Genomic DNA, 25,575 nt, shown 5'->3' on the forward strand with positions numbered 1-25,575 from the left:
CGCGGCGGGAAGCTCCCGCGCGGGCGAACCGAACTCTTTCGATGATGCCATTCTGCCGGTGTTTTGCCCGACGTGTCAAACACCGTCGAACGCGAAAGCGCAGACCCTTCCTTCCAGCTTGATATGTGGTGCGCAAGGGGCTTGCTTCAAGTCCCCGACCCTCGCGTAGAACCCCCGACCCAGCCACCAAGACGAGGGGTCACGACATGCCTGTACTGCTTCCGACATCGCGGTCGCGCGGCCGGAGCGAGCGAGCCCGCACGAGGAACCCGGCGCCGTCCGGGCATGCCGTGGTGATCGCAGGCGGCGGCCCGACCGGACTGATGCTGGCCGCCGAGCTCGCGCTCGCCGAGGTCGACGTCGCCGTCATCGAGCGGCGCGCGAGCCAGGAGCTCGTCGGCACGCGCGCCGGCGGGTTGCACGCGCGCACCATCGAGATCCTCGATCAGCGCGGCGTCGCGGACCGTTTCCTGCGCGAGGGACAAGTCACGCAGCTCGCGGGCTTCGCCTGGACCAGGCTCGACATCAGCGACCTGCCGACGCGGCACAATTACGGCCTCGCGCTGCGGCAGAGCCACATCGAACGCCTTCTGGCCGGCTGGGCCAGCGAGCTCGCGGTGCCGATCTATCGAAATTCCGAGGTGACGGGCTTCGCGCAGGACGAAACCGGCGTCGACGTGATGCTGTCCGGCGGCGAAGCGTTGCGCGCGAGCTATCTCGTCGGCTGCGACGGTGGACGCAGCCTGGTGCGCAAGACCGCCGGCGTCGACTTCGTCGGCACAGATCCGACGCTCAGCAACCTGATGGCCGAGGTCGAGATGCGGGACGAGCCCGTCTGGGGCCTGCGCCACGACGCGCTCGGCTTTCACGGCCTCAGCAAGACCGAGAGCGGACGCGTGCTGGCCGTCGTGACCGAAGCGACGCTCGAGCGTACCGGCGAGCCCGGCCTGCACGATCTCAGCGAAGCTCTCGTCGCCGTGTACGGCACCGATTTCGGGCTCCACAGCCCGTCCTGGATCTCCCGCTTCACCGATGCGGCACGGCAGGCCGCGTCCTATCGCAAGGGGCGCGTGCTGCTCGCCGGCGATGCCGCGCACATCCATCATTCCGTCGGCGGACAAGGCCTCAACACCGGCGTGCAGGATGCGGTCAATCTCGGCTGGAAGCTGGCGCAAGTGGTCAAGGGCGCCTCGCCCGACAGCCTGCTCGACACCTACCACACCGAGCGCCATCCCGTCGCCGCGCGCGTCCTGCGCAACACCAGGGCACAAATCGCCCTGCTCCGCCGCGTCGACGACGGCCTCAGGGCCGCGCGCGAAATCGTCTCCGAACTGCTCGCGATGGACGCGCCGCGCCGGAGCTTTGGCGCGATGATGAGCGGGCTCGACATTCACTACGATCTCGGCGAAGGGCACCCGCTGCTCGGGCGGCGCGCGCCCGATCTCGATGTGACGATCGAAGGACGCCGCTTGAGATTATTCACGCTGCTGCACCGGGCGCGCGGCGTTCTCCTTGATTTCGGCAAGCCCGGTGGCATCGACGTCACGCCCTGGGCTGATCGCGTCGGTTACATAGCCGCCGATACCGACGGCGCGTGGGGGCTTCCGTGCGTCGGACAGGTCGTCGCGCCAGGCGCAGTGCTGGTGCGGCCCGACGGCCACGTGGCCTGGGTGGGAGACCAGAGCCAGCACGGACTTTCGGACGCGCTGACGAGGTGGTTCGGACCGGCTTCAGGCTAGGCTGGACGCGAAGGCACTCGGCTCAAGATTCGAATATTCGCACGACTACCATGCGTAGGTTCATCGACTCGGCCGGCCTGCTGTGATGGCGCAGGGGCCGGCTGATGAGATAGTGCCTCGCGCATCCACCGGGGTAAACCAGTCAGAGCCGCGTTCTCTTGCTGTGAAAACGCGCCTGGAGACCCCGCTGAAGTCGCTGGCGACCGTGTGTTCATTGCAATTACTCCTCTGGAGACAAGACGGTACGAAGCTTACGAAGCCTCGGGTTCGCCGGTCTCATTGTTGAGTGTCGACGAATGGTCCGGATGTACGATGATGCGCTCGATCCGTTGCAGCAATTCGCGCGGACGTGCGTCCGTAGCCAAAGGCTGCACCGGCTTGCCCCATCCCCGATCGAGGATGGCGTTTGCTGCGGCCACCCGCGCAAAGGCATTCGTTGTCTCTCTGAACATGATGGCCGCGAGCACGTTGAGCGCGGCTTCGGTCTTGGCGCGTGCCAGGGTTTCGATATCGGCCAGCGTTGGAGCCCTGAAACCTTCACTGACGACATGCTGAGCGACAGGAAGGTGCAGCTCAGTCCTCCTCTTGAATTTGGTCATTTCAAAATCCTTCGACTAAGGCAATCGCATCTCCGGAAGCAAAAAGCCCGCGGCGGACTGCTCCGCGCGGGCTAACCAAACTCTTTTCGATGATGCCATTCTGCCAATGTTTTGCCCGACGTGTCAAACTTCAGGCTTGTGATGAAAAGGAGGATAGGCCTTCATCGCTATGAGCCCGCTGCTCGCTTTTGTTGGCATATCAAAATTGGCATGGCTATGAATTTCCAATCGCTTTCTGAAAAATGTCTAGCTTCTCTTCGATTGAAGACGTGTTAGTCCGCCACCTCCACCACAGAATTGAAAGCGAAGCCAAGGCTGGCCCCGCGCTGAGTCCGATCAAACAGATGGCAAAGAGTAGATCGACTTTGTGATCTGGCTGCATAGCCGCCCACGACAGTAAGGCGTACAAAACTAGGGCAAAGGCCGCATTCGCAGTCGCAGCAATTTTGTACTCTTGAAAAAACAGAACTCGGTCGAGTGCGAGCACACTCCTTATGTCGTTTAGATCATTAAGCAATGTCTCCGCCCCGGCGTACGGCTTTCCCGTGCGTTGCAGGCGGGCAACGCGAAGTTCAGCGATCCGTGCTAGCCGTTCGGCGCGTGCAACAATTGGCGTACTCGCAAACTCAAGGATTGGCTGAAGCAGGGCAGTCCCCGCATGGAAGCCAACTCCTAGTTGTAATACACTTGAGAAGTCGCTTAAGCTCATAAGAATCACCTTTGGGATGGGTCGTGCCTACACTCCGAAATAATGTGGATCGACTCCTCGCAACGCGAGGCATCAGCGAGACTGAGCTTGCACGCCGGTTGAAAACATCAAAAAAAGAACTGACGGCGTGGCTCGTTGATCCTCCCAAGCGCAAGGAAGGGATCATCAAGAAAATAGCCTCGGCTTTGGTTGTACCGGACTTCTATCTGTTTGCGGAGGACCTGACGCCTGAGAAAAGCATTCCGGACTTCAGGTTAGCAAAACCGGCACCCAACGGATATCAACGGGCCACCATCCGAGCAATAGAATTCGCGCGCCAGGTGCAGGACGATCCTGCGATCAAAAATCAAATCAAGCCTTCGAACAGTTTGGCCAGCAAACTAGAGGCGTACAACACTCCGTCGAAGGCCGCCTCAGCTTTTCGCGATATCATTGAACTATCCGAAACTGACCAAATCGAATTCAAGGATGCTCGCCTTTTCTACGCGCATGTTAGACGCAAGGTAGAGCAGTGCGAGACATTTGTCTTTCAGATGCACTTTCCTCCAGAGGATGGGATTGGCCTCGCCCTCACAAGCAAAACAAAATTCAACTCCATCGTCATAAATACCACTTCGCAAATTCCGGCTCGCCGCCTCTTCACACTTGCTCACGAAGTTTACCATTGCAAATTAAACCTGACTGGCGTCTCCGACCCGGAGATAGTCAAAAACAATGTCGAGCAGCAATGCAATCAGTTTGCAGCTGAATTTCTCGCTCCTAAATCACTCGTCAAGAAGATCGCCGACCAGACCATAAAAAGCGATAGCTTAGATCTTGAACAGCTCCGTAAATTTTCTTCATTGATCAAGCTGTCCCTAACTGCGAGCCTGTATCGGCTAGTTGAAACTGGGCACTACAAAGAGACCGCTGTGGCCCAGTGGATGTCGTATTTGAAGGCGAACCCGAACCCGGACTTTTCGCAGAAGCAGGGGGGACGCCGCGTTGAAGAGTGGAAGTATAAGCTTGCCAAGTATGGAACGCGCTTTGCCGAGGCGTATTCCGCCGCCTTTCAACAAGATAGGATTGACGACTATGAATTCTATCGGATTTCGGGAATCAAGCCCAAGTACCAATCGGACTACTTGACGCACGCTCCGCTAGCATCTCTCAGCGACGCCGAAGACGGCGCCGATGCCTAGAAAGAGCGCGTGTTACACTTTCGACGTGCGCGGACTTCTTGCATGGAGCCATGCTTCTGCAAACGAATTTGCTATTCCAGCAGCGGATATTGAAAGTGGCCAAGTGCGAATCTTTAGCTGCGCTTGGAACGAGATGCATGCCGTGTACGAAGACGAAGCTAAAGTGTTTGAGGATTTGGACTTTAAGCGAGAGCCGCTGTCCGAAGAGCACCGAGAATCCGTAGTCGCGATAGCGGACACCGCGAAAGCGACCTTCGGTTGGAAGGGGACATACGACAAGGCTGTGGAATGGCAAATTGCCGGGGTGGCTACCTGCGAGGGGTTGATCGTCGTCACGGATGAGAGGGGAAAGAAAAAGTATTCGAAAATTGATGGCATCAAAGCGGTGACGTTTGCAGAGTACATCGAGGATCACGACTAGCGTGTCTTGCCCGCGCGAGCTGAGCTCGCCCCTGTCCAAAAGTGCACATTAACCCCAAGCACTCAAGATGAGTAAGTCACTCAAGTCACTGAACTTGCTCGCGCAATTTAATCTTCCAACGTATCAAATGATGTGACTTTCCCGCCGGCAGAGGCGTAAGCTCAATCCATCACCGCAAGGCACTTGGCAACGGCCGGTGATGAGAACGCGAACCAGCGCTCCCGCCCGATGCGAACGAGGGAGATGTTCATGCCGACCCGCCGACGTTTCAAGCAGACCAGAACGCTCAACGAGCGGCTCGCCGACGAAGCCGCGCGGCTTCGCGCGGAGGCCCGCGCGCTCGCGCCGGGACGCCGCCGCGAGATGCTGCTGCGCAAGGCGCGGCAGGACGAGACCGCCATTCACATCGATGCCTGGCTGCAGTCGCCCGGCCTGAGGGCGCCGACATGAGCCAGCAATATCGCGCCTATCTCGTCGGAGAGAATGGCGTCTTCCGCTCCGCCGAAGCCTTCGAGGCCTTGTCCGATGCGTCCGCGCTCACCTTCGCGCAGCAATACACACGGCACGGCAAGGTCGAGGTCTGGCAGCTCGGCCGGAAGATAGCCGTGCTGGAGCCCGATCAGGCCCCGTTGCAGGCCCCGCCGAATTTGCTGACGCGTCAATGATCGCGCGCATGCGATCGCGTCTTGAAATCCTCGATCTCGAACGAGAATATCACCTGCATCACGGGGCCGCCGGCGTCGCGAACGTCGATCGCCAGCGTCTGCTTGCTGCCCGTGAGCGGCGCGGACAGGATGGCGTCACGCGCCATGTCCGCAACCGACTTGGCCGCCTCCGCCTGCACGGCGCGGGCCGTGGCAAGCTCCAGCCCCTCCTCGTCGCGCGCCGTACCATTGTCATCGCGTAGGTCGAAGTAATACCGGGCCCTGCATCCTTTGACCAAGATAGGTCCGAAGCGGGCAAAGGTTTCAGGCGGGACGAAAAGATTCCCTTGAGATCAATGGGTTCGAGAAGCAACGAGTTCCGGGAACAACGCGCTTGTGCGGGATGATCGGGCCCCGTCAACGCGCCCCTGCCTGGGCCGGCACGCTCACTCCTCCGCAAGCTTGCGCTCGATATAGGCGTCCACCGTCTCGGCGAACGAGCGCTGCACGCCGACCGCGGCACCATGCTGGTCGAGCGCGTCGCGCTGGAGCACGCGCAGGCCGCGTCCGCGCATGCAGACCGGCGCCGTGTTCAAATATTGATCGATCGCGCCCTTGGCGAGCGGGATCGCCTTCGGGTCGCCCCTGGCGATCAGGAGACGCAGGAGGCTCTGGCATTCGGCCAAACCTGGCATGGCTTTCCGCTTTCAGCTCTGTCGCGATTTCGGCTGCGGCTTCTTGACGGGCTGGGTATGCGTGCCGAACAGCGCCAGCAGGAACGCGACTTCTTCCTTCGAACCGATCTGGATCATGATGATCTCCTTCTCGTTCCGTTGGTCGGACAGAGCGGGCGCGGCGTTCAGGGCAATCTGGTTTCAACACTGTTTCAGGCGTGTTTCGTCGAACAGCGCGCAGGCAGGACCATCTCCTTGACCCGATGGCCGCGGCTGTCGATTGGCTTGATGCCTACCGCGCCGGCGATATCGAAACCATTCTGAAGATGTTGCCAAGGGCCCAACAGACGACATTGCAGGTTTGGCAACGAGGTCGCCAACCGGGACGGCCCTACTTCTCTTTTTCTTCCACGAGTTCGCGCTCCAGATCATCAATCAGATTACCGATGCGCTTTGCAGTCGTAGCGTCGGTCACCCCCCGCAGCAAGCGCCTGGACTGTCCCAGACGGCGGGCAATTTGCTCTTGGCGTGCTAGTTGATCAGGCATCATCGGTGTCGCCTCCGCATGTTCAACCGGATGGGGAGGCGAATGGTTCAAATCTATTTTGGTGGCCTCCGACTGAGGCGGCCTTATCCCTTGAAGGGGCTTTGTGAGTCGGCGCGTTTGTCCGCCTCTTGCGCAAATTTCATCCAATCCCCCGCGAGGCGAAGCCACGTTTCCTGTCGTGCGCGGTCATAGCCCTGGCGGCCTGCTCCCGGCATCTTCCGCTTCCTTGCGGAAACTGCATCACGGTCCTTTTTTTGGTGGTCGGTCCTTGGCTTCTTCGTCGGCGAGAAGCTTCACAAGTGTATCGTGCAGGATCTCGCTATGGGGCTCGGCGAGGCGCTTCCTGAACAGAGCCAGGTTCTCCTTGTGAATGTAGTTCTCCATAGCGTCCTCCTTTCAGGGGGTCGCCTAGCAGGTGCCAAAGGTCGAGACGGCAACGCAATCTACATGGAACAGTTTGAAGCTCAGCCGCTGCGCAAAATTGCTCACTTCCAAATCGGTGCCGCTCTGCGACAACTTGAAGTGGCCCCCACTGCCCAGTGGTATCCCGTTGGTCAATTTCCTTCTGAATGGCGATGGCGCTTCGTTCGGTCTCTTTTCCCATAGGGGGATCAGCGCGGCCGTCATTACTGCATCGGCCTCAATTGCCAGCCTTCTGCGAAGGCAGCCTAGCTTCTCCATGTTGACGGGGTGGTACAAATTGAAAGGCCGCCGCTCGACATGCAACCGCGCGCTCCGCCGGGGGCGTTGTCGCGGACCACGCACGATCCAATGTGCGGCGCTCTCAATTCCAGATTTCTTCCCGGCACCGGTCGCAGCGATAGATCTGCACCGGCCTGTCGTTCTTCAGGTCAAGGATCGAGGTCGTGAAGCGCGAAGGTGCCTGGCACTTCGGACAGGATGGTCCCCATTGCGAAGGCCGCGGCGACAACGGCTCAGCTTCCCTGGTCTCGGACATGACTCAACCTCGCATGATGCGAGTTCCTAAGCGCCAAAGTGGACATAAGTTCCGCCGTCCTGTGTTGGCAAGATCCACGCTGCGCGAAGTGGGCCTATCTTGTGCGGGTCAAAACCGGCATCAGCCAACAACTAGGTCGTGCCGCCAGCGCCAGTCTATTCCGTCGCCGTGTTGGGCGGTGCCGCGTTGAGAAGATGCGATACGGCGGTGACGAGCTGCGCCGGCGCGAACGGCTTGTTGAGGAGGACGCTGTTGGGCACGCCCTTCGACGCCCATTCGTCGGCCGCAGCGCCGGTCATGTAGACGACGGGAATGTTGGCGTTGATCTCCCGCGCCGCGCGCGCGACGTCCCAGCCGTCGAGCTTGCCTCCCAGATGGATGTCGGTGACCAGCGCGCGAAACCGGTCGGCGTCGGCCGTCAGGAGTGCAATCGCTTCTTCGCCGGTCGTCGCCGTGGCCGTTTCGAAACCGCCCTCGGCCAACGCTTCCTCGACGATACCCTGCACGAGCTGGTCATCTTCCGTGACCAGGACCACCGGTAAACCCTGCACGCCCTGGCTCCCCTGTCATCGCCGCGCCGCTGCGAGCCGGGGACTACGCGGCAGAGGAACTTTGGTTCCAGGCGAATGTATAAAAGTGAACTGAAGAACGAGCCAGCCGGCGCACCCGCAGGCGCCAGTGGGATGCTTGCGATGACCCGTCGAGGTTTATCTAAAATGCAGCGGACCCGATTTGGCGGAATGAAAGTTCCTTGTGCCACGCTGGCCGCGTACCCCTTTGCCGGTGCTTCGGCCGCCCTATGCGGCGGCGCCAGGCGAAGCCGCTTTTGCCAAATCCGAGGAGTGACCGTCGATGTATTACGTCGCCGCTGCATTGCTGGTGCTGTCGGGACTGTTCTATTCCGCGAGCAATCACGAGATCGGCTCGTTCGGTGTCACCATGTGCACCTATGGCGGGGCGTTCTGCGACAACCCGCTGATCGTCTTCTCCGGTGCGGCGCTGGCCGGCGCCTGGGGCATGTTCGTCAGCATCAAGTAGCGCCGAGCGCCCGCTCAGGGGATGAACCTTTCGCTGGTGTCCATGCGCACGTTGCGGATGGCGCGACAGGCGTCCATGGCTGCGCGATTACGCTCCGGCATGAAGCTCAGCAGCAGCGAACGGCGCCGCGCGCCGGAGCGGTTGCAGGTCGCCCCATGCGGCAGATCGGCGTCGAACACCAAAATGTCCCCCGCCTCGCCCGCGATCTTCAGGGCCAGGGTCTCGTCCGGCAGGGCCTGATTGGCGAGGCCTCGATCGACAAGGGGCTGGCCGACAAAGCCTGGATCGAGATGGCGCGGAACGAGCCGCGTCCCGCCATTGTCCGGCCCGTATGCGTCGAGGAAGACCAGGGCGGCAACGGCCTTCGTGCCTGCACCGTCGCGATGCAGGGGCTGATGGCCGCCGCCTTGCAGCGGCTCGCGGCCCTCGACCTGGGCAAGAAAGAAGGGACCGCCGAGCATCTGTGCTCCCGCGGCCAGCAGCAAAGGCAGGCGGCAAGTCTGCTGCACCGCCGGATCCAGATCGACGAGAGCGTGGCGCCAGCCGGCGCCGCGCGGCGCGGACCATTGGTCGCCGGCGCCCACGCCGCACTCGAAGGCAGCGCGCAAGCCGTCGCGCCAGGCGTCGGGCACCGCACTGCGCAACAGCAGATAGCCGTCGCGGTCGAGGCCGGCAGCCTGCTCCGCGTCCAGCCGACCGACCTTCGTGGCCGTCAGACAATCGCTCATGCGATCGGGCATGCAATCGTTCATGGCGCTCCCTACAACCTCAACGCGAGGTATGCAAGGGTCAGCCATCATCGCGCCGCGACTTGGAGGGAGCAGGACGCGGTCCAAGACAAACCGCGACGGGCGCCGCCATGAGCCTCGGACCTGTTGCGATGATGACCTTATACAGGTGTTTTGCTCGACGGGTCAAATTGATTTCATAAAATCCGAATCGTGAAATCGGATTGTCGGGGGTGGGCGAGCTCGGCAGACCTGCCGCGATGGCTCAGGCGGATGCCCGCAGTCCCTCCTCGCTTGGGGCGAGCGCGGCCGAAATCCAGCATCGAACGCCCGCCGGATCGAAATCCAGCCGGAAGCGCCCGGCGATGTCGCGGCTTGCGTGCTCGATGAGGCGGCTGCCGAACCCGCGGCGGCTCGGAGGCGCAACCGGAGGGCCGCCACTTTCGCGCCAGCTCAGGTCGACCTCGCCCTCCTGCACGGACCAGCAAATCTCGACCCGGCCTTCGGGACGGGACAGCGCGCCATACTTGGCCGCGTTGGTGGCAAGCTCGTGCAGGGCCAGCGAGAGCGCCAGGGCCTGTGTCGGCAAGACCACCAGCGAAGGTCCATCGAGCACCATCTGGCCCGCCGGGAACGGCGCAATTGTGCGCGCCACGAGGTCGGCAATGTCGGCGCCCGCCCAGGCCCGCGCGGTCAGCAGATCATGAGCTCCGGCCAGCGCAAGCAGACGCGCATTGACCGTCTTGCGCGCGGCGTCAACCTCCACAGCGCCCCGAAGCGTCTGGTTGACGATCGACTGCACGGTGGCAAGCGTGTTCTTGACCCGATGATTGAGCTCGTTGGTGAGCAGGCGCTGCAGCTCTTCAGACTGCTTCAGCTCGGAGAGATCGCGGCTGGCGCCGGCGATCGCGACCGGCTTGCGCCCGGCGCCTTCGCCCTCGAACTCCACGAGGCCCCAGGCGCTCAGCCACCGCCAGCTGCCGTCGCGTTGCCTGACGCGGTATTCGACCTCGTAGCGGCCATCGCCTTGCGGATCGAGCGCCCTGGCCACGCGGGCCCACATCAGATCCATGTCGGCGGGGTGGAATTTGGCTTCGACGCCGTCCTTGTCGTGGAGGAAGCGCGCCTCGGTCAGGCCATAGAGCCGCTGAGCGTTGTGATCATAGATGCAGATGTTGTCGGCCAAAGTGTAGCGCCACGTCCCCATATTGGAGGCGATCATTGCGAGGTCGAAGGTGCGCTGCTGCCGCTCCAGCGCAACCCGCATCTGGTGCTCGTGGGTCACATCCTGGAAACAATTGATGCCGCCCACGACCGCGCCGTCGTCGTCGCGCAGGGGTGCGACATTGACGCGCGCGACCCATCGTTTTCCATCGGGATTGTGGACGACCGCCTCCACGCCCTCAAAGCTCTTGCCGGTCAGCACGGCAAGCGCCATCGGCGTCTCGCCGGGCGGGATGAAATCGCCGTCAAGGCTTTCGACGCGGAACGAGCCGCAGAACTTCTGCTCGGGATCGCGCAGTTTCGGCGCCCGGCCCCAGAGCTCGACAGCGCGCTGGTTGACGCGAACGATCCGCCCCTCGACATCGCATGCGTAAACGCCGATCGGCAGCGCATCGAGGATGGCCTGGTCGAGCGCCAGAAAGGACGCGAACAGGGCCGGCGTCGGGACCGAACGGTCGAATTTCAGCAGGGACATTCGGCACGGTAACCGGAAACCGCGTATTCGACAACGCGGTCGCCCGCGAGTTTATTTTCGAAAAGCGACCGGAACTTTTTTCGCGATGCTGCATTCGCGCGGCTCGCAGCCGCGAGTTCTTCGACCATCCGCGCCCAAGATCCGTCCCCAAGATCCGTGCCCATGAGGGACTCCAGAAAACGGCGCTTCACGGGCGCTTAGCATAATCGGAAATGGCAAGGAGCCAACCGCCTGTCAGGAACCTTTGTTCCCTCGCTGGCATTTGCTTTCAACCGCCGCACCGATCGAGGTTCTTCTTCCATGAGCGACAGCGCCCTCACGCCGACGAAATCCGCGCCGACGCTGTTGCAGAGACTGGGGCCGGGCCTCGTCACCGGGGCCGCCGACGACGATCCGTCGGGCATCGCCACCTATTCGCAGGCCGGCGCGCAATTCGGCTACGGACTGCTGTGGACGGTTTTTCTGACCACCCCGTTCATGATCGCCATTCAGCTCGTCAGCGCACAGATCGGCCGGGTCACCGGCAAGGGACTCGCCGCCAACGTCATGCGCATCGCGCCGCGCTGGGCGGTGCTGGCGCTCGTCGCCATGCTCGTGGCCGCGAACACCTTCAACATCGCCGCCGACATCGCGGCGATGGCCGAGGCGCTTTCGCTCGTGATCGGCGGCCTCAACCACGAGCACGCGCTGATCTTCGCGGCAGGATCGACCATCCTCCAGGTGTTCCTGCCCTATCGCCGCTATTCGCCGGTGCTGAAATTCCTCACCTTGGCGCTGTTCGCCTATGTCGCAACCGCCTTCACCGTGAAGATCTCCTGGAGCACGGCGCTGCTCGCGGCAGTGTGGCCGAAGGCGAATGTCAGCCCCGACTATTTCATGATGGTCGTCGCCGTGCTCGGCACCACGATCAGCCCGTATCTGTTCTTCTGGCAGGCCTCGCAGGAGGTCGAGGAGATGAACCAGGGCAAGCGTGACAAGCCGCTGCGCGAGGAAACGCAGCGCAAGGGCGATCCGGAGCTGGCGCGCATCCGGGCCGATACCATCGCCGGCATGCTGCTCTCCAACGGCATCGCCTTCTTCATCATCCTCACCACCGCCTCGGTACTGCACGCCAACGGCGTCACCAACATCGGTTCGGCGACGCAAGCCGCCGAAGCACTGCGCCCGCTCGCCGGCGACTTCACCTTCGCCCTGTTCGCGCTCGGCATCATCGGCACGGGCCTGCTGGCGATCCCGGTGCTGGCGGGCTCGGCCGCCTACGGCGTCGCGGAGATCTTCGGCTGGCGCGCGACGCTGGAGGCGAAGCCGGACGAGGCGGTCGGCTTCTACACCATCATCGCCGCGGCAACCATCATCGGCTTCGGACTCGGTTTCACCGGGATCGATTCGATACATATGCTGGTGTGGAGCGCCGTGCTCAACGGCATCGTCGCCGTTCCGATCATGGCGATGATGATGCTGATCGTCTCGAGCAAGGCAATCATGGGCCGCTTCAGGGCCCGGTCATGGCTGATCGCGCTGGGCTGGCTCGGCACCGCGCTGATGGCGCTGGCCGTGCTCGCGCTGCTGGCCTCGTCCGCGATCGGCTGATCAGCCTTGCCCCAAGGACAAAATGAGCCTTGGCCCGCCGCGCTATTCCACCCCTTGCGCGACGTGCTGATCGGCCGTCAGAAACTGATCGGAAATCGCGCCCCCGCCCATCGTGAGCAGCGCCAGAATCGAAATCACGGCCAAGAATTTCATGGCGGCAGGATCGGTCGCGATTGTGGCCAAATAAGCCTGAGCTTGGCGCAATTTCGGGACGACCCCGGAAAAGATCATGGCGATCCCCACCGGATTCCACAGAATTTTCCAGCTCAAAGGGCCGAATGGCGTGTCCTGACGCGACTTGGCGGGCTTCACGACGGCCGATCGTTAGCTTAACAATTGAGGCTGGGCTCGTGCTTGCGAAGTCACAAGAAAAACAAGGCCCGGCCGGGCGACAGGGAGCGACATGACCAAATCATCAAGAGCAACAAGTCTGGAAATTCTTGCCTGCGATGCCGGCTGGAGAAACTACCACTTCGTCAAGCTGACCACCGAAGACGGGATTGTCGGCTGGAGCGAGTTCGACGAGGGCTTTGGCTCGCCCGGCGTCGGCGCTGCGATCCAGCGCCTGTCCGCCCGTGTTATCGGGCAGAACGTTTTCCAGCACGAGCGCATCTACGCCGAGCTGTTCGCGGCCACACGTCCCGCCGCCGGCGGCGTGGTGGCGCAGGCACTTGGCGCGACCGAGAATGCGCTGCTCGACGCCAAGGCAAAGTGTCTCGGCGTGCCCTGCTACGAGCTGCTCGGCGGCAAGATCCGCGATCGTATCAGGGTCTACTGGTCGCATTGCGCCACATGGCGGATCAACCACCCCGCCTGGTACAAGCCTCCGATCGAGAACCTCGACGGCGTCAAGGCGATGGGCCGCGAGGTACGCGAGCAGAAATTCACCGCGCTCAAGACCAACATCTTTTCCTATGATGATGGCAAGCCGACCGGTTGGCGGCCCGGCTTCGGCTCTCCGTTCGCCCCAGAGATCAACGTCGACCGCAAGATCCTGCGCGACCTGCGCATGCATCTGGAAGCGATCCGCGACGGTGCAGGCCCCGACGTCGACATCCTGCTTGACTGCAACTTCAACGCCAAGACCGAGGGCTATCTGAAGATCCTGCGCACCATCGCGGACCTCGACATGTTCTGGATCGAGATCGACAGTTTCAATCCGGAAGCGCTCGGTTACATCCGCCGGCAAAGCCCGCATCCCATCTCGTCCTGCGAGACTCTTTTGGGCTTGCGGGAATTCCTGCCCTATTTCAAGGAGCAAGCCATGGACGTCGCGATCATCGACACGCCCTGGAACGGCGTCTGGCAGTCGATGAAAATCGCGGCCGCCGCGGAAGCGTTCGAAGTCAACGTAGCTCCCCACAATTTCTACGGCCATCTCTGTTCGATGATGAACGCGCATTTCTGCGCCGCGGTGCCGAACCTGCGCATCATGGAGATCGACATCGATCGCCTGGCGTGGGACCGCGAGCTATTCACGCATGAGCCCGAGATTGCGAACGGCCATCTGGTCATTCCGGACCGGCCCGGCTGGGGCACCGATCCGAACGAGGAAGCCCTTCGCGCGCATCCGCCCAAGGCCAGCGGCGGACTTCTCAACTACGGTCGCAAGAGCTGAGGCCTATCAAGAGTTGAGGCGTATCACGGCGTCACGGGATTGACGGTCGGGGACGTTTTCGGCCCCGGCCGTTCCGGCTCGACCGGCGATTTTGGTTGGGTCGGAAGCACCTTGGCGCCAGCAGCGTGCGCGGCCTCACCGGTGGTATGATACATCGCGACATGCGCCGGTTGCGTCTTGGCCCGGTTCCACGGCCCGTGGTCGACGATGAGCATCGCAGCAATCGTCAAGGCGGCCACGATCAACGCGATCACGCCGGGATGGCGCAGCGCCGAGGACATGGAGTTTGCGAAGCGATCAGTTGCCATCGAAGGACCCATACTGTTTTCCTCTCGCGGGTTAACGCAAGCGCGTCCCGCGAGTTCCGCCCTTCGCTTAAGCAAGTCCCGCGCCACCGCGCGGAACTCGCTCATCACGATACGTTCACTTTTTCACGTCGGGGCGCGCATCGCCGAGGAACCTGTCGCGGTTCGGCATTTTGACCGCTGCAAGCGATTTGGCATCGAGCGTCGCATTCGCTCCCACCAGTCCATTCAGGTTCAAGATGTACGCAGACACTGCATAAACGTCCTCCTCGCTCAGCGATTGCGGCGCGTTCTGCGGCATCGCACGGCGGATGTAATCGAACAGCGTCGGCGCATAGGGCCAATAGCTGCCGACGGTTCGAATGGGCTTTGGCGTTCCGATCGTGTCCTGCCCACCGACAAGCCGATCACCCAGCCCACCCTCGCCCTTGTCGCCATGGCATGATGCACATTGCTGGGCGAACACCTCGCGTTCATGGCTGACCGAGCCACTTCCCTTCGGCAGATTGCTGCCATCGCGCCCGATATCGATGTTCCAGCCCGCGATCTCAGCTGCCGTTGCAAGCCGCCCGATGCCGTAGGAAGTTTGCGCCCGCGCTTCACTTGCCCAAGTGCTGAACAGGATCGCGAAGGCAATGCCGAAAATCTCATGCCAGCGCATTGGTCACCTCGCCGCCGGCCGCAACGCGCCAGGGCCAGATCGCGTTGTTGTGGTAGAAATAGTTCTCGCCGCGAACCGCGAGCAGCTCGGCAAGCGTCGGCTGCACATAACCGGTCTCGTCGATCGCACGGCTCTGGATCACGGCAGGCTTGCCGTCCCGTCGCCAGGGCAATCGAAAGCGCGCGAGGGCCCGCGTCAGCACCGGATCCTGCAATTGCGCGTCCTGCCAGCTCATGCCGTCATCGACGGACACCTCGACCCGCGCGATCTTGCCATGCCCGCTCCAGGCAATGCCGGTGATCTCGTGGAAGCCGGGCGCGTTCAGACGCTGGCCGCCGGACGAACGCGTGATGATCGACTTCGCCTCCATGTAAAACGAAAATTCGCGCGCCGTCCCGTCCGGCAGGAGGTCGGTGTATTTCGAGGTCTCCTCGCGCGAATAAACCGGCTCTGCAGTCACATGCAGGCGCCGCAGCCACTTCACGCTCATATTGCCTTCGAACCCCGGCAGGAAGAGCCGTAGCGGATAACCCTGCTGCGGGCGGAGCCGTTCGCCATTCTGGCTGTAGACCAGAAGGGCGTCCTCGAGGCATTTCTCGATCGGGATGCTGTGGGTCAGCGCGGCCGCGTCGGCGCCCTCGGCGACGACCCATTTGGCCTCCGGCTTCAATCCAGCCTCCTGCAGCACCAGCTTGAGGCTCACCCCGGTCCATTCCGCACGACGCACCAGACCGACAAGGTCCGATGCCGTCTTGCCGTAAGGCTTGCTGTAGCCGGGATTCCCGGAACATTCGATAAAGTGGATGCGCGATTCCGATGGGAAACGCCTGAGATCGTCCATCGTGAAGATCAGGGGGCGCTCGACCAGCCCGTGCAGCATCAGCCGGTGCTGGGCCGGATCGATGGTCGGCACGCCGCCATGATGCCGCTCGTAGAAGAGTCCGTTCGGCGTGATGATGCCATCGAACTCCTGCAATGGCGTCCATCTGGGCTGATCTAACTCCGCTGGCCGTGACAGCGGTTCTCTTCTTCGCACGCACAAAGGGCCCGCGTTTCATTCGCCCGGCGCGATCGCGTTGCTGGGGGTCGGCCGGTCGGCGATCTGCTGGCCGAACAGGCTGCCGATCAGTTCGACCGCGGTGCGCGCGGTGCGGCCGCGCTCGTCGAGGAACGGATTGAGCTCGACGATATCGACCGATCCCACCACGCCGGAATCGTGCAGAAGTTCCATGATCAGATGCGCCTCACGATAGGTCGCGCCGCCCGGCACCGTCGTGCCAACGCCTGGCGCGACGCAGGGATCGAGAAAATCGACGTCAAAGCTGACATGCAGCACGCCATCCCTCGCCTTGACGCGTTCGATGACGCGGCGGATCAGCACGGCGACGCCGAACTCGTCGATCTGGCGCATGTCGACAACCCGGATTCGGCGCGTGCGCATCAGCTCCTTTTCGAGCTTGTCGATCGAACGCGCGCCGAACAAGTCGAGCCTGTCCGGATCGATCGAGGCGCGCGGATCATTGCCGAGCAGTCCGTCGAGGCCGGGTTCGCCGCACAGGAACGCCGCCGACATGCCATGCATGTTGGCGGTAATCGTCGTCTCCGGCGTGTTGTAGTCGGCATGGGCATCCAGCCACAGCACGAACAGTTCGCGTCCGCGCTCCCGCGAGTGACGGGCCATGGCATTCACCGATCCCATCGACAACGTGTGGTCGCCGCCAAGAAAGATCGGCAGCGCACCGGTTTTCGCGATCTCGTAGCCTCTCAGGCTCAGCACGCGCGTCCAGCGCTGGATCTCACGGTAGTGATTGGCTTTTTCGGGGGGCGTGTCTGCGAGATCCCGAAGCTCGGCGACCGAGAGATCGCCGTAATCGACGACTTCGAAATCCAGGCTTTCGAGCAGTGTCGCAAGGCCCGCGGTGCGGAGCGCAGCAGGCCCCATCAGGGTGCCGCGTTGCGAAGCTCCCATGTCGATGGGGGCACCGAGCAAGGCGATGCGCCGGGCTCGATCCGTCGTGGTCCGATCGGTCACAGCAGCCTCCTGAGATCGGCAAGGTTAAGCCAGCCTAACAGAGATTCGCATCCGTCGTTTCACGGGGAAGGCCACGCTCGGGCGGATCATCCCGGAACAAAATCCCGCGCCCCGCATTGCTTATTCAAGGCCGGTACCCGCCGTAAGAAACACGGCGCCTGTCGCGGATAGCCAAAGGTCATGCGACCCGCTGTTCAAAACGAGCGCTCGCGCGGATAGCCAAAGGTACCGGCCTCCGTCACACGATCAGCCCGGAGTCGCACGCTTGAGCACCGAGATCCCGCAGTCCGATTCCAAACCCGGCATGGCCGAGCGCGCCATCGATGCAGCGACGGACGTCTCCCGCACGGTGGGTGAAGTCGCTGGTGGGCTGCATGCAGCTGTCGACCGCCTGGGCTCTGCAATCGAGGAAGCGCGAAAGCCCGGCCGGCCCCTCTCCACGGTTGCGGCGATCACGCGCGAAGCGCCGCTTGCCAGCCTGTTCGTCGCCTTCCTGTTCGGCGTCGCGGTTGCGCGTCGGCGCTAGGGCGTGTGCTCACCAAGCGGCAGGCCGCCTGATGTCCGGAGAGCGGAAGGCCTCCGAGGTCGCAGGTCGGCCAGAAGCTGACCTCGCGAGTGCACCGGTCACGAAGCCTGGTGCGTCGAATCGAGTTCGGCGATAATGCGCGCCAGGTTTGCCGCAGCTCGTGGACGCGCTTCTCGCAGACGCTCAAGAATGCGTGTCCCTTTAGGACTCGACGCTACGCCGGTGTCCGGGAAGCCGGTGCCAGATAGCCTGTGCTCGTCGATCCAACGACGCAGCTCCTTTTCGGTCGTCCATCGTCGCTCATTTCGCAAAGTCGCGATCATGGTGCTGAGAAAGTCTTCGGCGACCTCAACTGACGGAATTGGCGCACACAAATCGTTCTTGATCGCGTCATCGTTATAGGATGCTTCCACATGTGCAATGAAGGCCGCGCTAAAACTGAGACGTCCGGGACGTACTTGCTGTAGCGTGATCTGATCCGCATTGAAGATCGGAACCGCAGGGCGTTTTCTGAATCCTTTCGCGGTACAATCGACATAGAGATCGTCCGGCGCGGCATCGACATTGCCTCTGTCAAGGACAATGGAGTCGCGCTCGATCCGCCTAACACGCCCCTTGCGCACCACGTCCTTGATGGTGCCCAACGCTTCCGCTTCGAGTATCGAAAGCGTAGCTCCGCGAAAAGCCGTCGGCCAGATCGTCCGATCGATGCGCAGTATCTGACCTCGTTTTTCCAGACGCTCGAAGAGATCGGCGACCGAAGTGGCCTCGGCCGCTGCCTCAAACAGATCGGCCGTTCCGCCAACAGTACGCTCGAAAAATGCATCTCCGGGCTGCATCATATCGCGATTTCGTACCCAGGAATCTTGTGGCACGATCCATCGGATACTTTCTGGCCGGGCGCCCATCTGCTGTAACCAGATACAGACATCCATCGCTGTTTTGCCACCTCCGAGGATAACGCGTCGTTCGTGTCCGGGCGCATACATGGGCAGCAGGTTAGGCGTTGTAAGCTCGACACCTTCGGCAACTTGAAAAGATGGAGTGTGTGTCGAGGGCACCTGTGTGTCCTGGAACGCGGCGTTCACGAGCCTCTTGCCAAATGCGACCTGTTGCATTGTGCCTGAGAGGCGAGAAATAAACCGTCCGTGCCCCACGTACTCACACATCGGAAAATACTGGACACGGCCGGATGGAAGAAATCTCTCTTGCATCAACTTGTCGAAATAACTGACGATCTCCGCACCCGAGGCCAATTCATAATAACCCCTGTTTAGGCCGGATACGTCGATGCAGTCGTTGCCGAGGCGTCGTGAGCCCACGCCATAAAATGCAGATGGCGCGTGCAGGCGGACAAACGAATAGGCGTCGTTCCAATGGCCACCAGGCAGGTGATGTCTATCAACGATGACAATGCTTGCATTGGTTTCGGTCAACAACTGATCTGCGAAGCTCATGCCCGCGGCACCGCTGCCGATAATCAAATAGTCGGTCGTCAGCATTTGCTAAATGCTCCTGGTGCCTACCCCAGACGCCGCATCTCGGCTTGCCGCCTCGGCGTGATGTCTGCCGTCGGCGAAAATATGTCTTAATTGTCAGAGAATGGAAACGGGCGCGAGCGAAAATCGCAGGCACTTTGGGCTGAATGTCCAGTTCAGGTCAATCGCAGACCGATCGCTGCGGCCAACGGCCATCAGGTCAAGATTGCCGGTCTGGTCGATCTAAGGCTGCTTCTCGAACGTTCGCATCGAATCGACATGTTTAAGCCAGGGCTGAGCGGAGCGAGACCACCACTGCGTATGGGGGACGATCTGGTCGCGTTGACGAATGGATCCCACGCGGATGGCGAAGACCTTGGGGCCTGCTCCGAGCGCCGTAGCGTAGATATGCGTTCCACATTCCGGGCAAAACGCCTGTGGCCTCTTGTTGCCGCTTTCGGCGGTCTTGACGTAAATTTTCGGTTCGCCCGAGAGCAACCTGAAATCGTCTTCCTGCGCGAAGGCATGCACGCGAAATGCCGAGCCGGAGAACGTCTGGCAGTCGGTGCAATTACACAGCAGGGTCTTGTCCGGCTCGATCTTGGCTTCAAAGGTGATGTATCCACAGTGACAACGCCCGTCGATTTTCATCCCAATCCTCCGCAGCGCGTTTCATGCGAGAGCCCGTGCAAACGTGCGCATGAGGCTCAGCATGCATTTTTGCGCAGAGACTTTAGCATCAAATAAGCCAGCCAGCACGTCTGGTTTGGGTCGCCGACTACCGGCTCCAGGATCGTTTCGGCGGCATCAACTTCGCGACGTTGACCTACCGCCAGGGCCTCGACATCTTCGGTGCCTCCCATTTCGACGACGATCTGTTGTCGCGGGATGGCGCATCATCGAACTTCTCGGTGCTGAACCTCTGGTTCACGCGCTACCAGACACTCAACGACGCCTGGTCGCTCAAGCTCTCCGCGGCGAGCCACAGCGGCGTCGCGGCCGCTGTTCACCTCGCAGCAATTCTATCTCGGCGGCGCGGCCTTCGGCCGGGGCTACGATGCAGTCGAGATCAGCGGCGACAACGGTCTTGCCGGCTCGCTCGAACCGCGCTTCGACCAGAAGCTCAATTTCCGCTACTGGACGGGCTATCAGCTCTACGCCTTCGGCGACGCCGGGGCAGTCTGGAACGACGGCTATCGCCCGAGCGACGGCCTCTCTCTGACATCGGCCGGAGCAGGCGTGCGCTTCTTCCTGCCAGACGATCTCCAGGCCGACCTCGCCGTGGCCGTCCCCCTAAGCTATCGCGCGCCCGACAACGAACGCCGCAGTCCGCGCTTGCTGTTTACGCTGTCGAGCGCGTTCCGGCTCTGCCCGGAACGCGGCAAGGGCGGCTGCCTTTTGTCCAACGTCCATCGCGCGGCCCCCCGGATGCAGCCCCTTTTGGGGCATTGCTCACAGACTTGCCTAAATTTAATCCCGTAACCTTCTCACGATCGCTCGACCCGGGCGGTCACAATGGCCATGTTCAGTCAAACGTGATTTGAGACGAGACCATGAAAAGGGTGTTTGCAATTCTGGCGCTTCTCTGCGTCCTCGGCGTCGGCCAGTATTTCGTCGTCAGCCGGTTCGCGATCCGCCATGAGCTTTTGACCCTGTTCGACGCCGCGCGCCAGCGGCCGATCTCGGTCGAAATTGCGGTGCGGCGTGACTACGAGACCAAGGCCAATCTCGGCCTCTGGAAGCTCCCGCTCGCCATCATCAGCAACGGCAACACCGTGAAGGCCACCGAGTATTCCTTCCTCGCCAACGTGCTCGCCGCACGCGGCTATCTCGTTGCCAGCATCCAGCAGGACTTGCCGAGCGATCCGCCGCTGATGACCCAGGTCGGCCAGCCATATGTCGGACGGCGCGAGGTCTATATCCGCTGCGAGGCCAACATCCTCTTCGCCCTGGGTGAGCTGAAGAGGCGGCAGGAGAACGCCGACTACGACCACATCACGCTCGTCGGGCATTCCAACGGCGGCGACGTTTCGATGTATGTCGCCCACCAGCACCCGGAGCTGGTGTCGAAAGTGATCACGCTCGACAATCTGCGGGTGCCTTTCGTGCTCAGCGACAACATGAAGATCCTGTCCTTCCGATCGAAGGATCCGCATTTCGTCACCGATCCCGGCGTGCTGCCAACGCCGGAAGAGGCCAAGGCGCGCGGCATCGACATTGTCCACACTGGCGCTCAGCATACCGAGATGAGCGATCGCGGGCCCGATGCGGTCAAGGAGAAGATCCAGGCGACGCTCGACCGATTCCTGCGCGACAGCGCCAGCAGCGCGCTCGCGCCGGCCGATACGAAGAGCCCGATGATCATGAACCCCGGCGACTATTAGCCGGGGGACGCCTTGCGGCAGATCAAGGCGCCTCCGGACCAGCCACGATACAGAGAGCCTCACAATCTCGGAGAGGCACGTGTCGCAGTCCATCGAAAGCCTTGATACGAAACGTTTGGGCTTGCGCGCGACAAGGACACCTGGATTCGCGCGGCATCTCTATCGTTCGGTCCGCAGGCTGCTGCGGTCGATCGTCGCCCGCATCGATCTCTCCCAGTTTCCGGGATCGTGCTGCGGATGAGCACAGTGGCCGCAAGCGAACGCATGAAGGTTGCCCGATGCACCAGCATTTGAGACGAATCTGCCTGTTGCTTGCCGTGGCCGCGGGCTTCAGCACGTCGACCGCTCTAGCCGCCGATGCCGGTCACGGTGCCGACCTGGCCAAGCGCTGGTGCGCAAGTTGCCATGTCGTGGCGGAGGGCCAGGCCCAGGCAAGCGCAGACGTCCCCTCCTTCGCGTCCGTTGCGCGCCGGCCGGACTTCAGTCCGGAGAAGCTCGCCTTCTTCCTGCTCGACCCACATCCGAAGATGCCGAGCTTTCCCTTGAGCAGGACCGAAGCCGGCGACATCGCGGCCTATATCGGATCGCTGCGTCCGTAGAGCGCCAGCCAAGCGCGACACCTGTCACAAAATGCAAATCCCTGCCGGAGGACCGGCAGGGATTAGCAGATAAGGATGATGGACGGCGCATGAGCTCGAGTCGGCGGCCCATCATGGAGTTGCGCCAGCATCGAGCTGCGGATTCCATGCCGCCCAGGATCAATCAGGACTTGCCCTTGCCAGGTTGCATGAGGCTGCCGGTCATCTGGCGCATGTGGTCTCCGGCGCTGGTGAACTGGCTGCGCAGGAAATCGGATTGGATTCGCATCGCTTCCTGCAGGTCGGTGGCATGAACGAGCTTGCGTGCATGCTCAAACGCCGACTTCATGTTCTGCTCGGTGAAAACGAGGGCCTGCTTCGACACTTCCGTCCCCGCGCCCGGAACGGACGACATCGATTTGGTGGCGGCTTCGAAAAACATGCCGAACGCCTTTTCGGCCTGGTCAATCGTCTTCTCGGCCAGGTCGCGCAGTTCGGCCGGAACTTCGAGCTTCGGTTCGATCATGATCGCACTCCTCCCTTTTTCTTAACTGAATACCACACTTGCCGGATTGCCTACCAGCGGCCAGCCGGGGGCAAACGTCGCCCTGCGGCCCGCTTCAGCGAGGAAAACGCGGGACAAGGCGTGAGGCCGGCGCGTGGCCTGGCTCAGGACAGGGGGTGCTCGGGGAGGGATTCGTCGGTGGCAAGGTCTTCAACGAGCTTGATGACCTCAAAACGCTGCCGGGGTGCGAGCTTCAAAAACGCGCGGAGCAGGCGCAGGCTTTCGACGGTGCTGCCCGCAGGCGCGCCGAGCTTGAGGTGCAGCTCAGCCGCGAAATTGAGGTTTTTCATCTCGCACCTATGACAAGCATCGGCCTTCGTGATCCGACGTCGAGGGTCCCACTCGATAACCGAACGCCATAACCGGATGGCATGGCGACGGCGAACTCTCGGCCGGGAAACCCGGCGGGTTAGCACGCTGAACGACAATATCCCGAACCGACGGGCTCGACCGAACAGGTTGCAATTATGCCAAGCAACAACCCTTCCGGCAAGTCCAACGGTCGGCATAGCGATGCTTTGTCTGCATCGCAGCACGGCAATTCCGGATAACAGGAATATGAAGCGCCGTCACCCACCTGCGTCAAGAAGCGTCATTCATACCGCACACGAACCCGCCTGCAGTCAAATCGGCGGTGCATTTCGCTCTGTTTCGGATGTGAATGGACATTGGCGAGTGCGAATTAGTGCTTCTTCAGCGTATACACGTAATTGTTGAGTCCGATCTCTGCGGTTGTATCGTCGACGAAATGAATGTCGATCTCACACCCGGTCTCCAGCGTCCGGATCCGCGCAGCGGTGAAGCCGAGCGAGGTGGCAAGCGCCTTGGGATCGACCTTCCTGTCGGCGCGCCGCATCTCGTCGAATGCCCCCTGGAAGACCATGTCGGGGCCGTAATACGTGACCTTGTATTGCGGATTTTCACAGGCAAAGGAACGGGGTCCTGATATCTCTCTCGCCTTGAAGACAACCGCTTTTCCGATCAGCCGCGCCTGCTCGGTGCCATCAGGCTTGTGTTGAGGATCGGCCCATGGCGCGACCACGGCGGCCGTGAATGTCCAGCTGCCGATGTAGAACGGATCGGCTGCCGCCGCAGAGCCTGCCGCACCAAGAGATGTGAGAAGGCAGACCATGCCGGTGAATTTCATCTGCTCCGTCGCCTTGCGCCGTTGGAATTGGACGCAACTCTTCGCATCGGGGTTCATCGGTCGCCGAATATGTTTCCGCCCGTGAACCGTTGTTGCAGAGAGCACGACAGAGCGGTTGCGGAACAGTCACTCAAATCAAGCGCGCCATGGCCGATGGACGAATCCATTCGGGCGCCGCCACCAAAGGACGACGGCATGCTTTCTCGCTGCGATCTCATCAAGGGCGCCGCAGTCGCGCTTCTCACCCTTTCGATACCAGGCACATGGGCGCAGGAGACCAAGATGAACCTGGTCAAGATCGTCACCATCAAGGACGAAATCGTCGTCGGATTGTCGGCGGAGGAGCTTCACGCGCTCGGCGGCATTGATGCTAGCGCGGTTGCACACGCTCTGGCGCAGAAGGGCGATCTCACCGTCTGGCAATACAACGTGCATCGCGGTCCGAACGGGGAATTGCAGCAGGCGCCGACTGCCAGGATCGGGCTTTTGGCGAACGCCTCGCTGCGCGTCGAGCCTTATACCACGCCCTACCAGATCCTGCCGCATCCCTGAGCAGCAGGTTGGCACGCCGGCGGTCGCCATGGCAGGCGTGCCGTTGTCATCTGCGCTGCCCTGCACGCTGTTTCCCCGCATCCGTCGCAAAGCCATAGATCAGTGCCAGCCGATCCAGGCATTCACGAAAACGCCTCGCAAAATAGTCGTTCCAGCGCTGCGTCCGGACGGCGCGACGCTGCCCGATCTGGTCCATGGTCAGGCCGAGCACCAGCACGTCATGCACCAGCGCAGCGCCGTCGGTGCCGAGTTCACGCTCGATCCGGTTGAGCCGGAGCACCGCCTGGCGCTGGCTTTCGGTGACAGGCTCGCGCGTGCGCGCGCCATCGACATATTCTCGGGTCGGGTCCATCGCCTGAGGGCCTCGCTCCGCCATCTCCCAATCGCTCTGGAAGGCACGTCCACTGCGGTATTGTGCCTCATCGATCTGATGGTGCGCGTGCAACCGGCCGAGCGGATCGCCGCGGATCGACCGCACGGCCACAATCTTCTCTCCGGGGTCGAGCGCCAGCGGATTGTCGATCTCGACCTCGGCCACTTCGGCATTGAACGGCACCTCGCGCGAGCGGCGGTCGTGGATATTCGCCAATTTGTAGGACTTGTTGCGTCGGACGCGAGCCACTTGGATACTCCTTGTGAAATTGACGATCGAGCGGGTGACTACGAGGTCAGGCAGCGGAGACCAGCCTCAGCATCACGGGACCGGCGATGCGGGCGGCCTCGGCTCCAGAACGGCACGTCAGGCGCGCATGCGGCGTGCAATAGCTCGAGCCCGGCTGGCGCGGGTGCCCGCAGAAGGCAATCTCCTCCCCCTCCCTGTCGCCGCCATAGGGATAGCGGCAATCGCCGCGCGCGAGTTCGACCAACGGGATCAGGCGCGGCTGGACCCCGACGCAGCGCAACTTGGCCCGCGCAGGCTTCATTGCGGATTTCGGCGGTAAGTTGAGGTTCGGCAACGCCGGACGGGGCGGCGCGATAGGGCGGGCTCCTGACGGCAAAGATGGCACGATCGATGGACCCGTCATCCGCGTCGGTGCGGCGAGCCCAAGCCGCTTGGCGCGGCCAGCCACCGCGTTGCGCGTGTAAGCCGTTCCAAACCTTGCATTAATCTGCCTTCCGATCTCCGCATAAGACATGCCCTTGAGAAAATAGTCGCGAAGCGCGTCGGAGTGCTCCGACGGCCAATGGCCCGGTTCCATGCT

Annotated in this window: 32 protein-coding genes and 2 pseudogenes; 13 read left to right on the forward strand and 21 right to left on the reverse strand. The window is 61.9% G+C overall.

The features are described from left to right. Positions 1-206 precede the first annotated feature (206 nt). Complete coding sequence (locus OC450_RS18210) at positions 207-1,739, forward strand: FAD-dependent monooxygenase (protein ID WP_262048389.1); 1,533 nt, start codon at positions 207-209, stop codon at positions 1,737-1,739. A 251-nt stretch (positions 1,740-1,990) separates the two neighbouring features. Here OC450_RS18210 and OC450_RS18215 read toward each other — a convergent pair whose 3' ends face one another. Both OC450_RS18215 and OC450_RS18220 read right to left on the reverse strand, forming a co-directional pair. After that, positions 1,991-2,338 carry a hypothetical protein gene (locus OC450_RS18215; protein WP_211384885.1) on the reverse strand — a complete coding sequence of 116 codons (348 nt, stop codon included), beginning with the start codon at positions 2,336-2,338 and terminating at the stop codon, positions 1,991-1,993. Positions 2,339-2,552: 214 nt separating this feature from the next. After that, the gene (locus OC450_RS18220) at positions 2,553-3,047 is read right to left on the reverse strand and encodes a hypothetical protein (protein WP_262048390.1); all 495 of its coding nucleotides are present in this window, start codon (positions 3,045-3,047) and stop codon (positions 2,553-2,555) included. Positions 3,048-3,091: 44 nt separating this feature from the next. Between OC450_RS18220 and OC450_RS18225 the strand changes: the two genes are divergently transcribed. The 4 genes from OC450_RS18225 (at position 3,092) to OC450_RS18240 (ending at position 5,314) form a co-directional block, all read left to right on the forward strand. After that, positions 3,092-4,228 (forward strand): ImmA/IrrE family metallo-endopeptidase, encoded by a 1,137-nt coding sequence (locus OC450_RS18225; protein ID WP_262048391.1) that lies wholly within the window; start codon positions 3,092-3,094, stop codon positions 4,226-4,228. Further along, a complete protein-coding gene (locus tag OC450_RS18230; RefSeq protein ID WP_262048392.1) occupies positions 4,221-4,649 on the forward strand; it encodes a hypothetical protein in 429 nt (142 codons plus the stop codon). Before OC450_RS18225 ends, OC450_RS18230 begins: the two co-directional genes overlap by 8 nt. Before the next feature lie 249 nt (positions 4,650-4,898). After that, complete coding sequence (locus OC450_RS18235; protein ID WP_211384881.1) at positions 4,899-5,099, forward strand: hypothetical protein; 201 nt, start codon at positions 4,899-4,901, stop codon at positions 5,097-5,099. Continuing rightward, positions 5,096-5,314 carry a hypothetical protein gene (locus OC450_RS18240; RefSeq protein WP_256809419.1) on the forward strand — a complete coding sequence of 73 codons (219 nt, stop codon included), beginning with the start codon at positions 5,096-5,098 and terminating at the stop codon, positions 5,312-5,314. The genes OC450_RS18235 and OC450_RS18240 overlap by 4 nt, the downstream gene beginning before the upstream one ends. On the opposite strand, the gene OC450_RS18245 is transcribed toward OC450_RS18240, so the two are convergent. From OC450_RS18245 to OC450_RS18265, 5 genes are all read right to left on the reverse strand, one after another. Then, on the reverse strand, positions 5,308-5,592 hold the full coding sequence (locus tag OC450_RS18245; protein WP_262048393.1) for a DUF6894 family protein: 285 nt from the start codon (positions 5,590-5,592) through the stop codon (positions 5,308-5,310). The genes OC450_RS18240 and OC450_RS18245 overlap by 7 nt on opposite strands. 147 nt (positions 5,593-5,739) lie before the next feature. Continuing rightward, complete coding sequence (locus OC450_RS18250; protein ID WP_211384878.1) at positions 5,740-5,988, reverse strand: hypothetical protein; 249 nt, start codon at positions 5,986-5,988, stop codon at positions 5,740-5,742. 370 nt (positions 5,989-6,358) lie between these two features. Next, entirely contained in the window at positions 6,359-6,517 is a 159-nt protein-coding gene (locus tag OC450_RS18255) for a hypothetical protein (protein WP_211384877.1), read from the reverse strand. Positions 6,518-6,754: 237 nt separating this feature from the next. Beyond that, the gene (locus OC450_RS18260; protein WP_211384876.1) at positions 6,755-6,898 is read right to left on the reverse strand and encodes a hypothetical protein; all 144 of its coding nucleotides are present in this window, start codon (positions 6,896-6,898) and stop codon (positions 6,755-6,757) included. A gap of 729 nt (positions 6,899-7,627) precedes the next feature. Beyond that, positions 7,628-8,023, reverse strand: a complete 396-nt coding sequence (locus tag OC450_RS18265; protein WP_211384875.1) for a response regulator — start codon at positions 8,021-8,023, stop codon at positions 7,628-7,630. A 301-nt stretch (positions 8,024-8,324) separates the two neighbouring features. Here OC450_RS18265 and OC450_RS18270 point away from each other — a divergent pair, with 301 nt between their 5' ends. Next, a complete protein-coding gene (locus tag OC450_RS18270) occupies positions 8,325-8,510 on the forward strand; it encodes a hypothetical protein (protein ID WP_211384874.1) in 186 nt (61 codons plus the stop codon). 14 nt (positions 8,511-8,524) lie between these two features. Here the strand turns inward: OC450_RS18270 and OC450_RS18275 are convergent, their stop codons facing one another. Further along, positions 8,525-9,250 carry a phytanoyl-CoA dioxygenase family protein gene (locus tag OC450_RS18275; RefSeq protein ID WP_262048394.1) on the reverse strand — a complete coding sequence of 242 codons (726 nt, stop codon included), beginning with the start codon at positions 9,248-9,250 and terminating at the stop codon, positions 8,525-8,527. Positions 9,251-9,503: 253 nt separating this feature from the next. Next, the gene (locus OC450_RS18280; RefSeq protein WP_262048395.1) at positions 9,504-10,937 is read right to left on the reverse strand and encodes a sensor histidine kinase; all 1,434 of its coding nucleotides are present in this window, start codon (positions 10,935-10,937) and stop codon (positions 9,504-9,506) included. A 300-nt stretch (positions 10,938-11,237) separates the two neighbouring features. Between OC450_RS18280 and OC450_RS18285 the strand changes: the two genes are divergently transcribed. Then, complete coding sequence (locus OC450_RS18285; protein WP_211384871.1) at positions 11,238-12,527, forward strand: NRAMP family divalent metal transporter; 1,290 nt, start codon at positions 11,238-11,240, stop codon at positions 12,525-12,527. A 42-nt stretch (positions 12,528-12,569) separates the two neighbouring features. On the opposite strand, the gene OC450_RS18290 is transcribed toward OC450_RS18285, so the two are convergent. Then, complete coding sequence (locus OC450_RS18290) at positions 12,570-12,839, reverse strand: hypothetical protein (RefSeq protein WP_249129181.1); 270 nt, start codon at positions 12,837-12,839, stop codon at positions 12,570-12,572. Between the two features lie 91 nt (positions 12,840-12,930). Between OC450_RS18290 and OC450_RS18295 the strand changes: the two genes are divergently transcribed. Continuing rightward, a complete protein-coding gene (locus OC450_RS18295) occupies positions 12,931-14,145 on the forward strand; it encodes a mandelate racemase/muconate lactonizing enzyme family protein (protein WP_211384870.1) in 1,215 nt (404 codons plus the stop codon). Positions 14,146-14,168: 23 nt separating this feature from the next. Here the strand turns inward: OC450_RS18295 and OC450_RS18300 are convergent, their stop codons facing one another. From OC450_RS18300 to rocF, 4 genes and pseudogenes are all read right to left on the reverse strand, one after another. Then, entirely contained in the window at positions 14,169-14,453 is a 285-nt protein-coding gene (locus OC450_RS18300; RefSeq protein ID WP_256809411.1) for a hypothetical protein, read from the reverse strand. A 115-nt stretch (positions 14,454-14,568) separates the two neighbouring features. After that, entirely contained in the window at positions 14,569-15,111 is a 543-nt protein-coding gene (locus tag OC450_RS18305; RefSeq protein ID WP_256809409.1) for a c-type cytochrome, read from the reverse strand. After that, a pseudogene (gene soxC / locus OC450_RS18310) lies at positions 15,098-16,093 on the reverse strand (sulfite dehydrogenase); the annotation flags it as partial. The pseudogene soxC and the gene OC450_RS18305, both read right to left, overlap by 14 nt. A gap of 72 nt (positions 16,094-16,165) precedes the next feature. Beyond that, a complete protein-coding gene (rocF, locus tag OC450_RS18315) occupies positions 16,166-17,143 on the reverse strand; it encodes an arginase (RefSeq protein WP_211384869.1) in 978 nt (325 codons plus the stop codon). A 265-nt stretch (positions 17,144-17,408) separates the two neighbouring features. Here rocF and OC450_RS18320 point away from each other — a divergent pair, with 265 nt between their 5' ends. After that, positions 17,409-17,669 carry a hypothetical protein gene (locus OC450_RS18320; RefSeq protein ID WP_211384868.1) on the forward strand — a complete coding sequence of 87 codons (261 nt, stop codon included), beginning with the start codon at positions 17,409-17,411 and terminating at the stop codon, positions 17,667-17,669. 98 nt (positions 17,670-17,767) lie between these two features. On the opposite strand, the gene OC450_RS18325 is transcribed toward OC450_RS18320, so the two are convergent. After that, positions 17,768-19,171 carry an NAD(P)-binding protein gene (locus OC450_RS18325; RefSeq protein ID WP_262048396.1) on the reverse strand — a complete coding sequence of 468 codons (1,404 nt, stop codon included), beginning with the start codon at positions 19,169-19,171 and terminating at the stop codon, positions 17,768-17,770. Between the two features lie 219 nt (positions 19,172-19,390). After that, the gene (locus OC450_RS18330; protein ID WP_262048397.1) at positions 19,391-19,798 is read right to left on the reverse strand and encodes a GFA family protein; all 408 of its coding nucleotides are present in this window, start codon (positions 19,796-19,798) and stop codon (positions 19,391-19,393) included. A 122-nt stretch (positions 19,799-19,920) separates the two neighbouring features. Here OC450_RS18330 and OC450_RS18335 point away from each other — a divergent pair. The 3 genes and pseudogenes from OC450_RS18335 to OC450_RS18345 form a co-directional block, all read left to right on the forward strand. Continuing rightward, positions 19,921-20,545, forward strand: a pseudogene (locus OC450_RS18335) (ShlB/FhaC/HecB family hemolysin secretion/activation protein); the annotation flags it as partial. Positions 20,546-20,700: 155 nt separating this feature from the next. Continuing rightward, positions 20,701-21,531: an alpha/beta hydrolase gene (locus OC450_RS18340; protein ID WP_256809408.1), complete on the forward strand. Its 831-nt coding sequence runs from the start codon at positions 20,701-20,703 to the stop codon at positions 21,529-21,531. A 278-nt stretch (positions 21,532-21,809) separates the two neighbouring features. Then, on the forward strand, positions 21,810-22,130 hold the full coding sequence (locus OC450_RS18345) for a c-type cytochrome (RefSeq protein WP_256809407.1): 321 nt from the start codon (positions 21,810-21,812) through the stop codon (positions 22,128-22,130). Between the two features lie 163 nt (positions 22,131-22,293). On the opposite strand, the gene OC450_RS18350 is transcribed toward OC450_RS18345, so the two are convergent. The 3 genes from OC450_RS18350 to OC450_RS18360 all read right to left on the reverse strand — a co-directional run bounded on the left by OC450_RS18350 (position 22,294) and on the right by OC450_RS18360 (position 23,821). After that, on the reverse strand, positions 22,294-22,635 hold the full coding sequence (locus OC450_RS18350) for a phasin (protein WP_094972645.1): 342 nt from the start codon (positions 22,633-22,635) through the stop codon (positions 22,294-22,296). A 143-nt stretch (positions 22,636-22,778) separates the two neighbouring features. After that, entirely contained in the window at positions 22,779-22,964 is a 186-nt protein-coding gene (locus OC450_RS18355) for a hypothetical protein (protein ID WP_211384863.1), read from the reverse strand. A gap of 392 nt (positions 22,965-23,356) precedes the next feature. Next, the gene (locus tag OC450_RS18360) at positions 23,357-23,821 is read right to left on the reverse strand and encodes a hypothetical protein (protein WP_256809406.1); all 465 of its coding nucleotides are present in this window, start codon (positions 23,819-23,821) and stop codon (positions 23,357-23,359) included. A 195-nt stretch (positions 23,822-24,016) separates the two neighbouring features. Here OC450_RS18360 and OC450_RS18365 point away from each other — a divergent pair, with 195 nt between their 5' ends. After that, positions 24,017-24,373 carry a hypothetical protein gene (locus OC450_RS18365; RefSeq protein WP_262048398.1) on the forward strand — a complete coding sequence of 119 codons (357 nt, stop codon included), beginning with the start codon at positions 24,017-24,019 and terminating at the stop codon, positions 24,371-24,373. A 46-nt stretch (positions 24,374-24,419) separates the two neighbouring features. On the opposite strand, the gene OC450_RS18370 is transcribed toward OC450_RS18365, so the two are convergent. Next, positions 24,420-24,995 carry a hypothetical protein gene (locus tag OC450_RS18370; protein WP_211384860.1) on the reverse strand — a complete coding sequence of 192 codons (576 nt, stop codon included), beginning with the start codon at positions 24,993-24,995 and terminating at the stop codon, positions 24,420-24,422. A gap of 46 nt (positions 24,996-25,041) precedes the next feature. Next, a complete protein-coding gene (locus OC450_RS18375; RefSeq protein ID WP_262048399.1) occupies positions 25,042-25,572 on the reverse strand; it encodes a GcrA family cell cycle regulator in 531 nt (176 codons plus the stop codon). Between the last annotated feature and the right edge of the window lie 3 nt (positions 25,573-25,575).

This window comes from Bradyrhizobium sp. Bra78 (assembly GCF_024519855.1).
GTDB classification, from domain to species: Bacteria; Pseudomonadota; Alphaproteobacteria; order Rhizobiales; family Xanthobacteraceae; genus Bradyrhizobium; species Bradyrhizobium japonicum_G.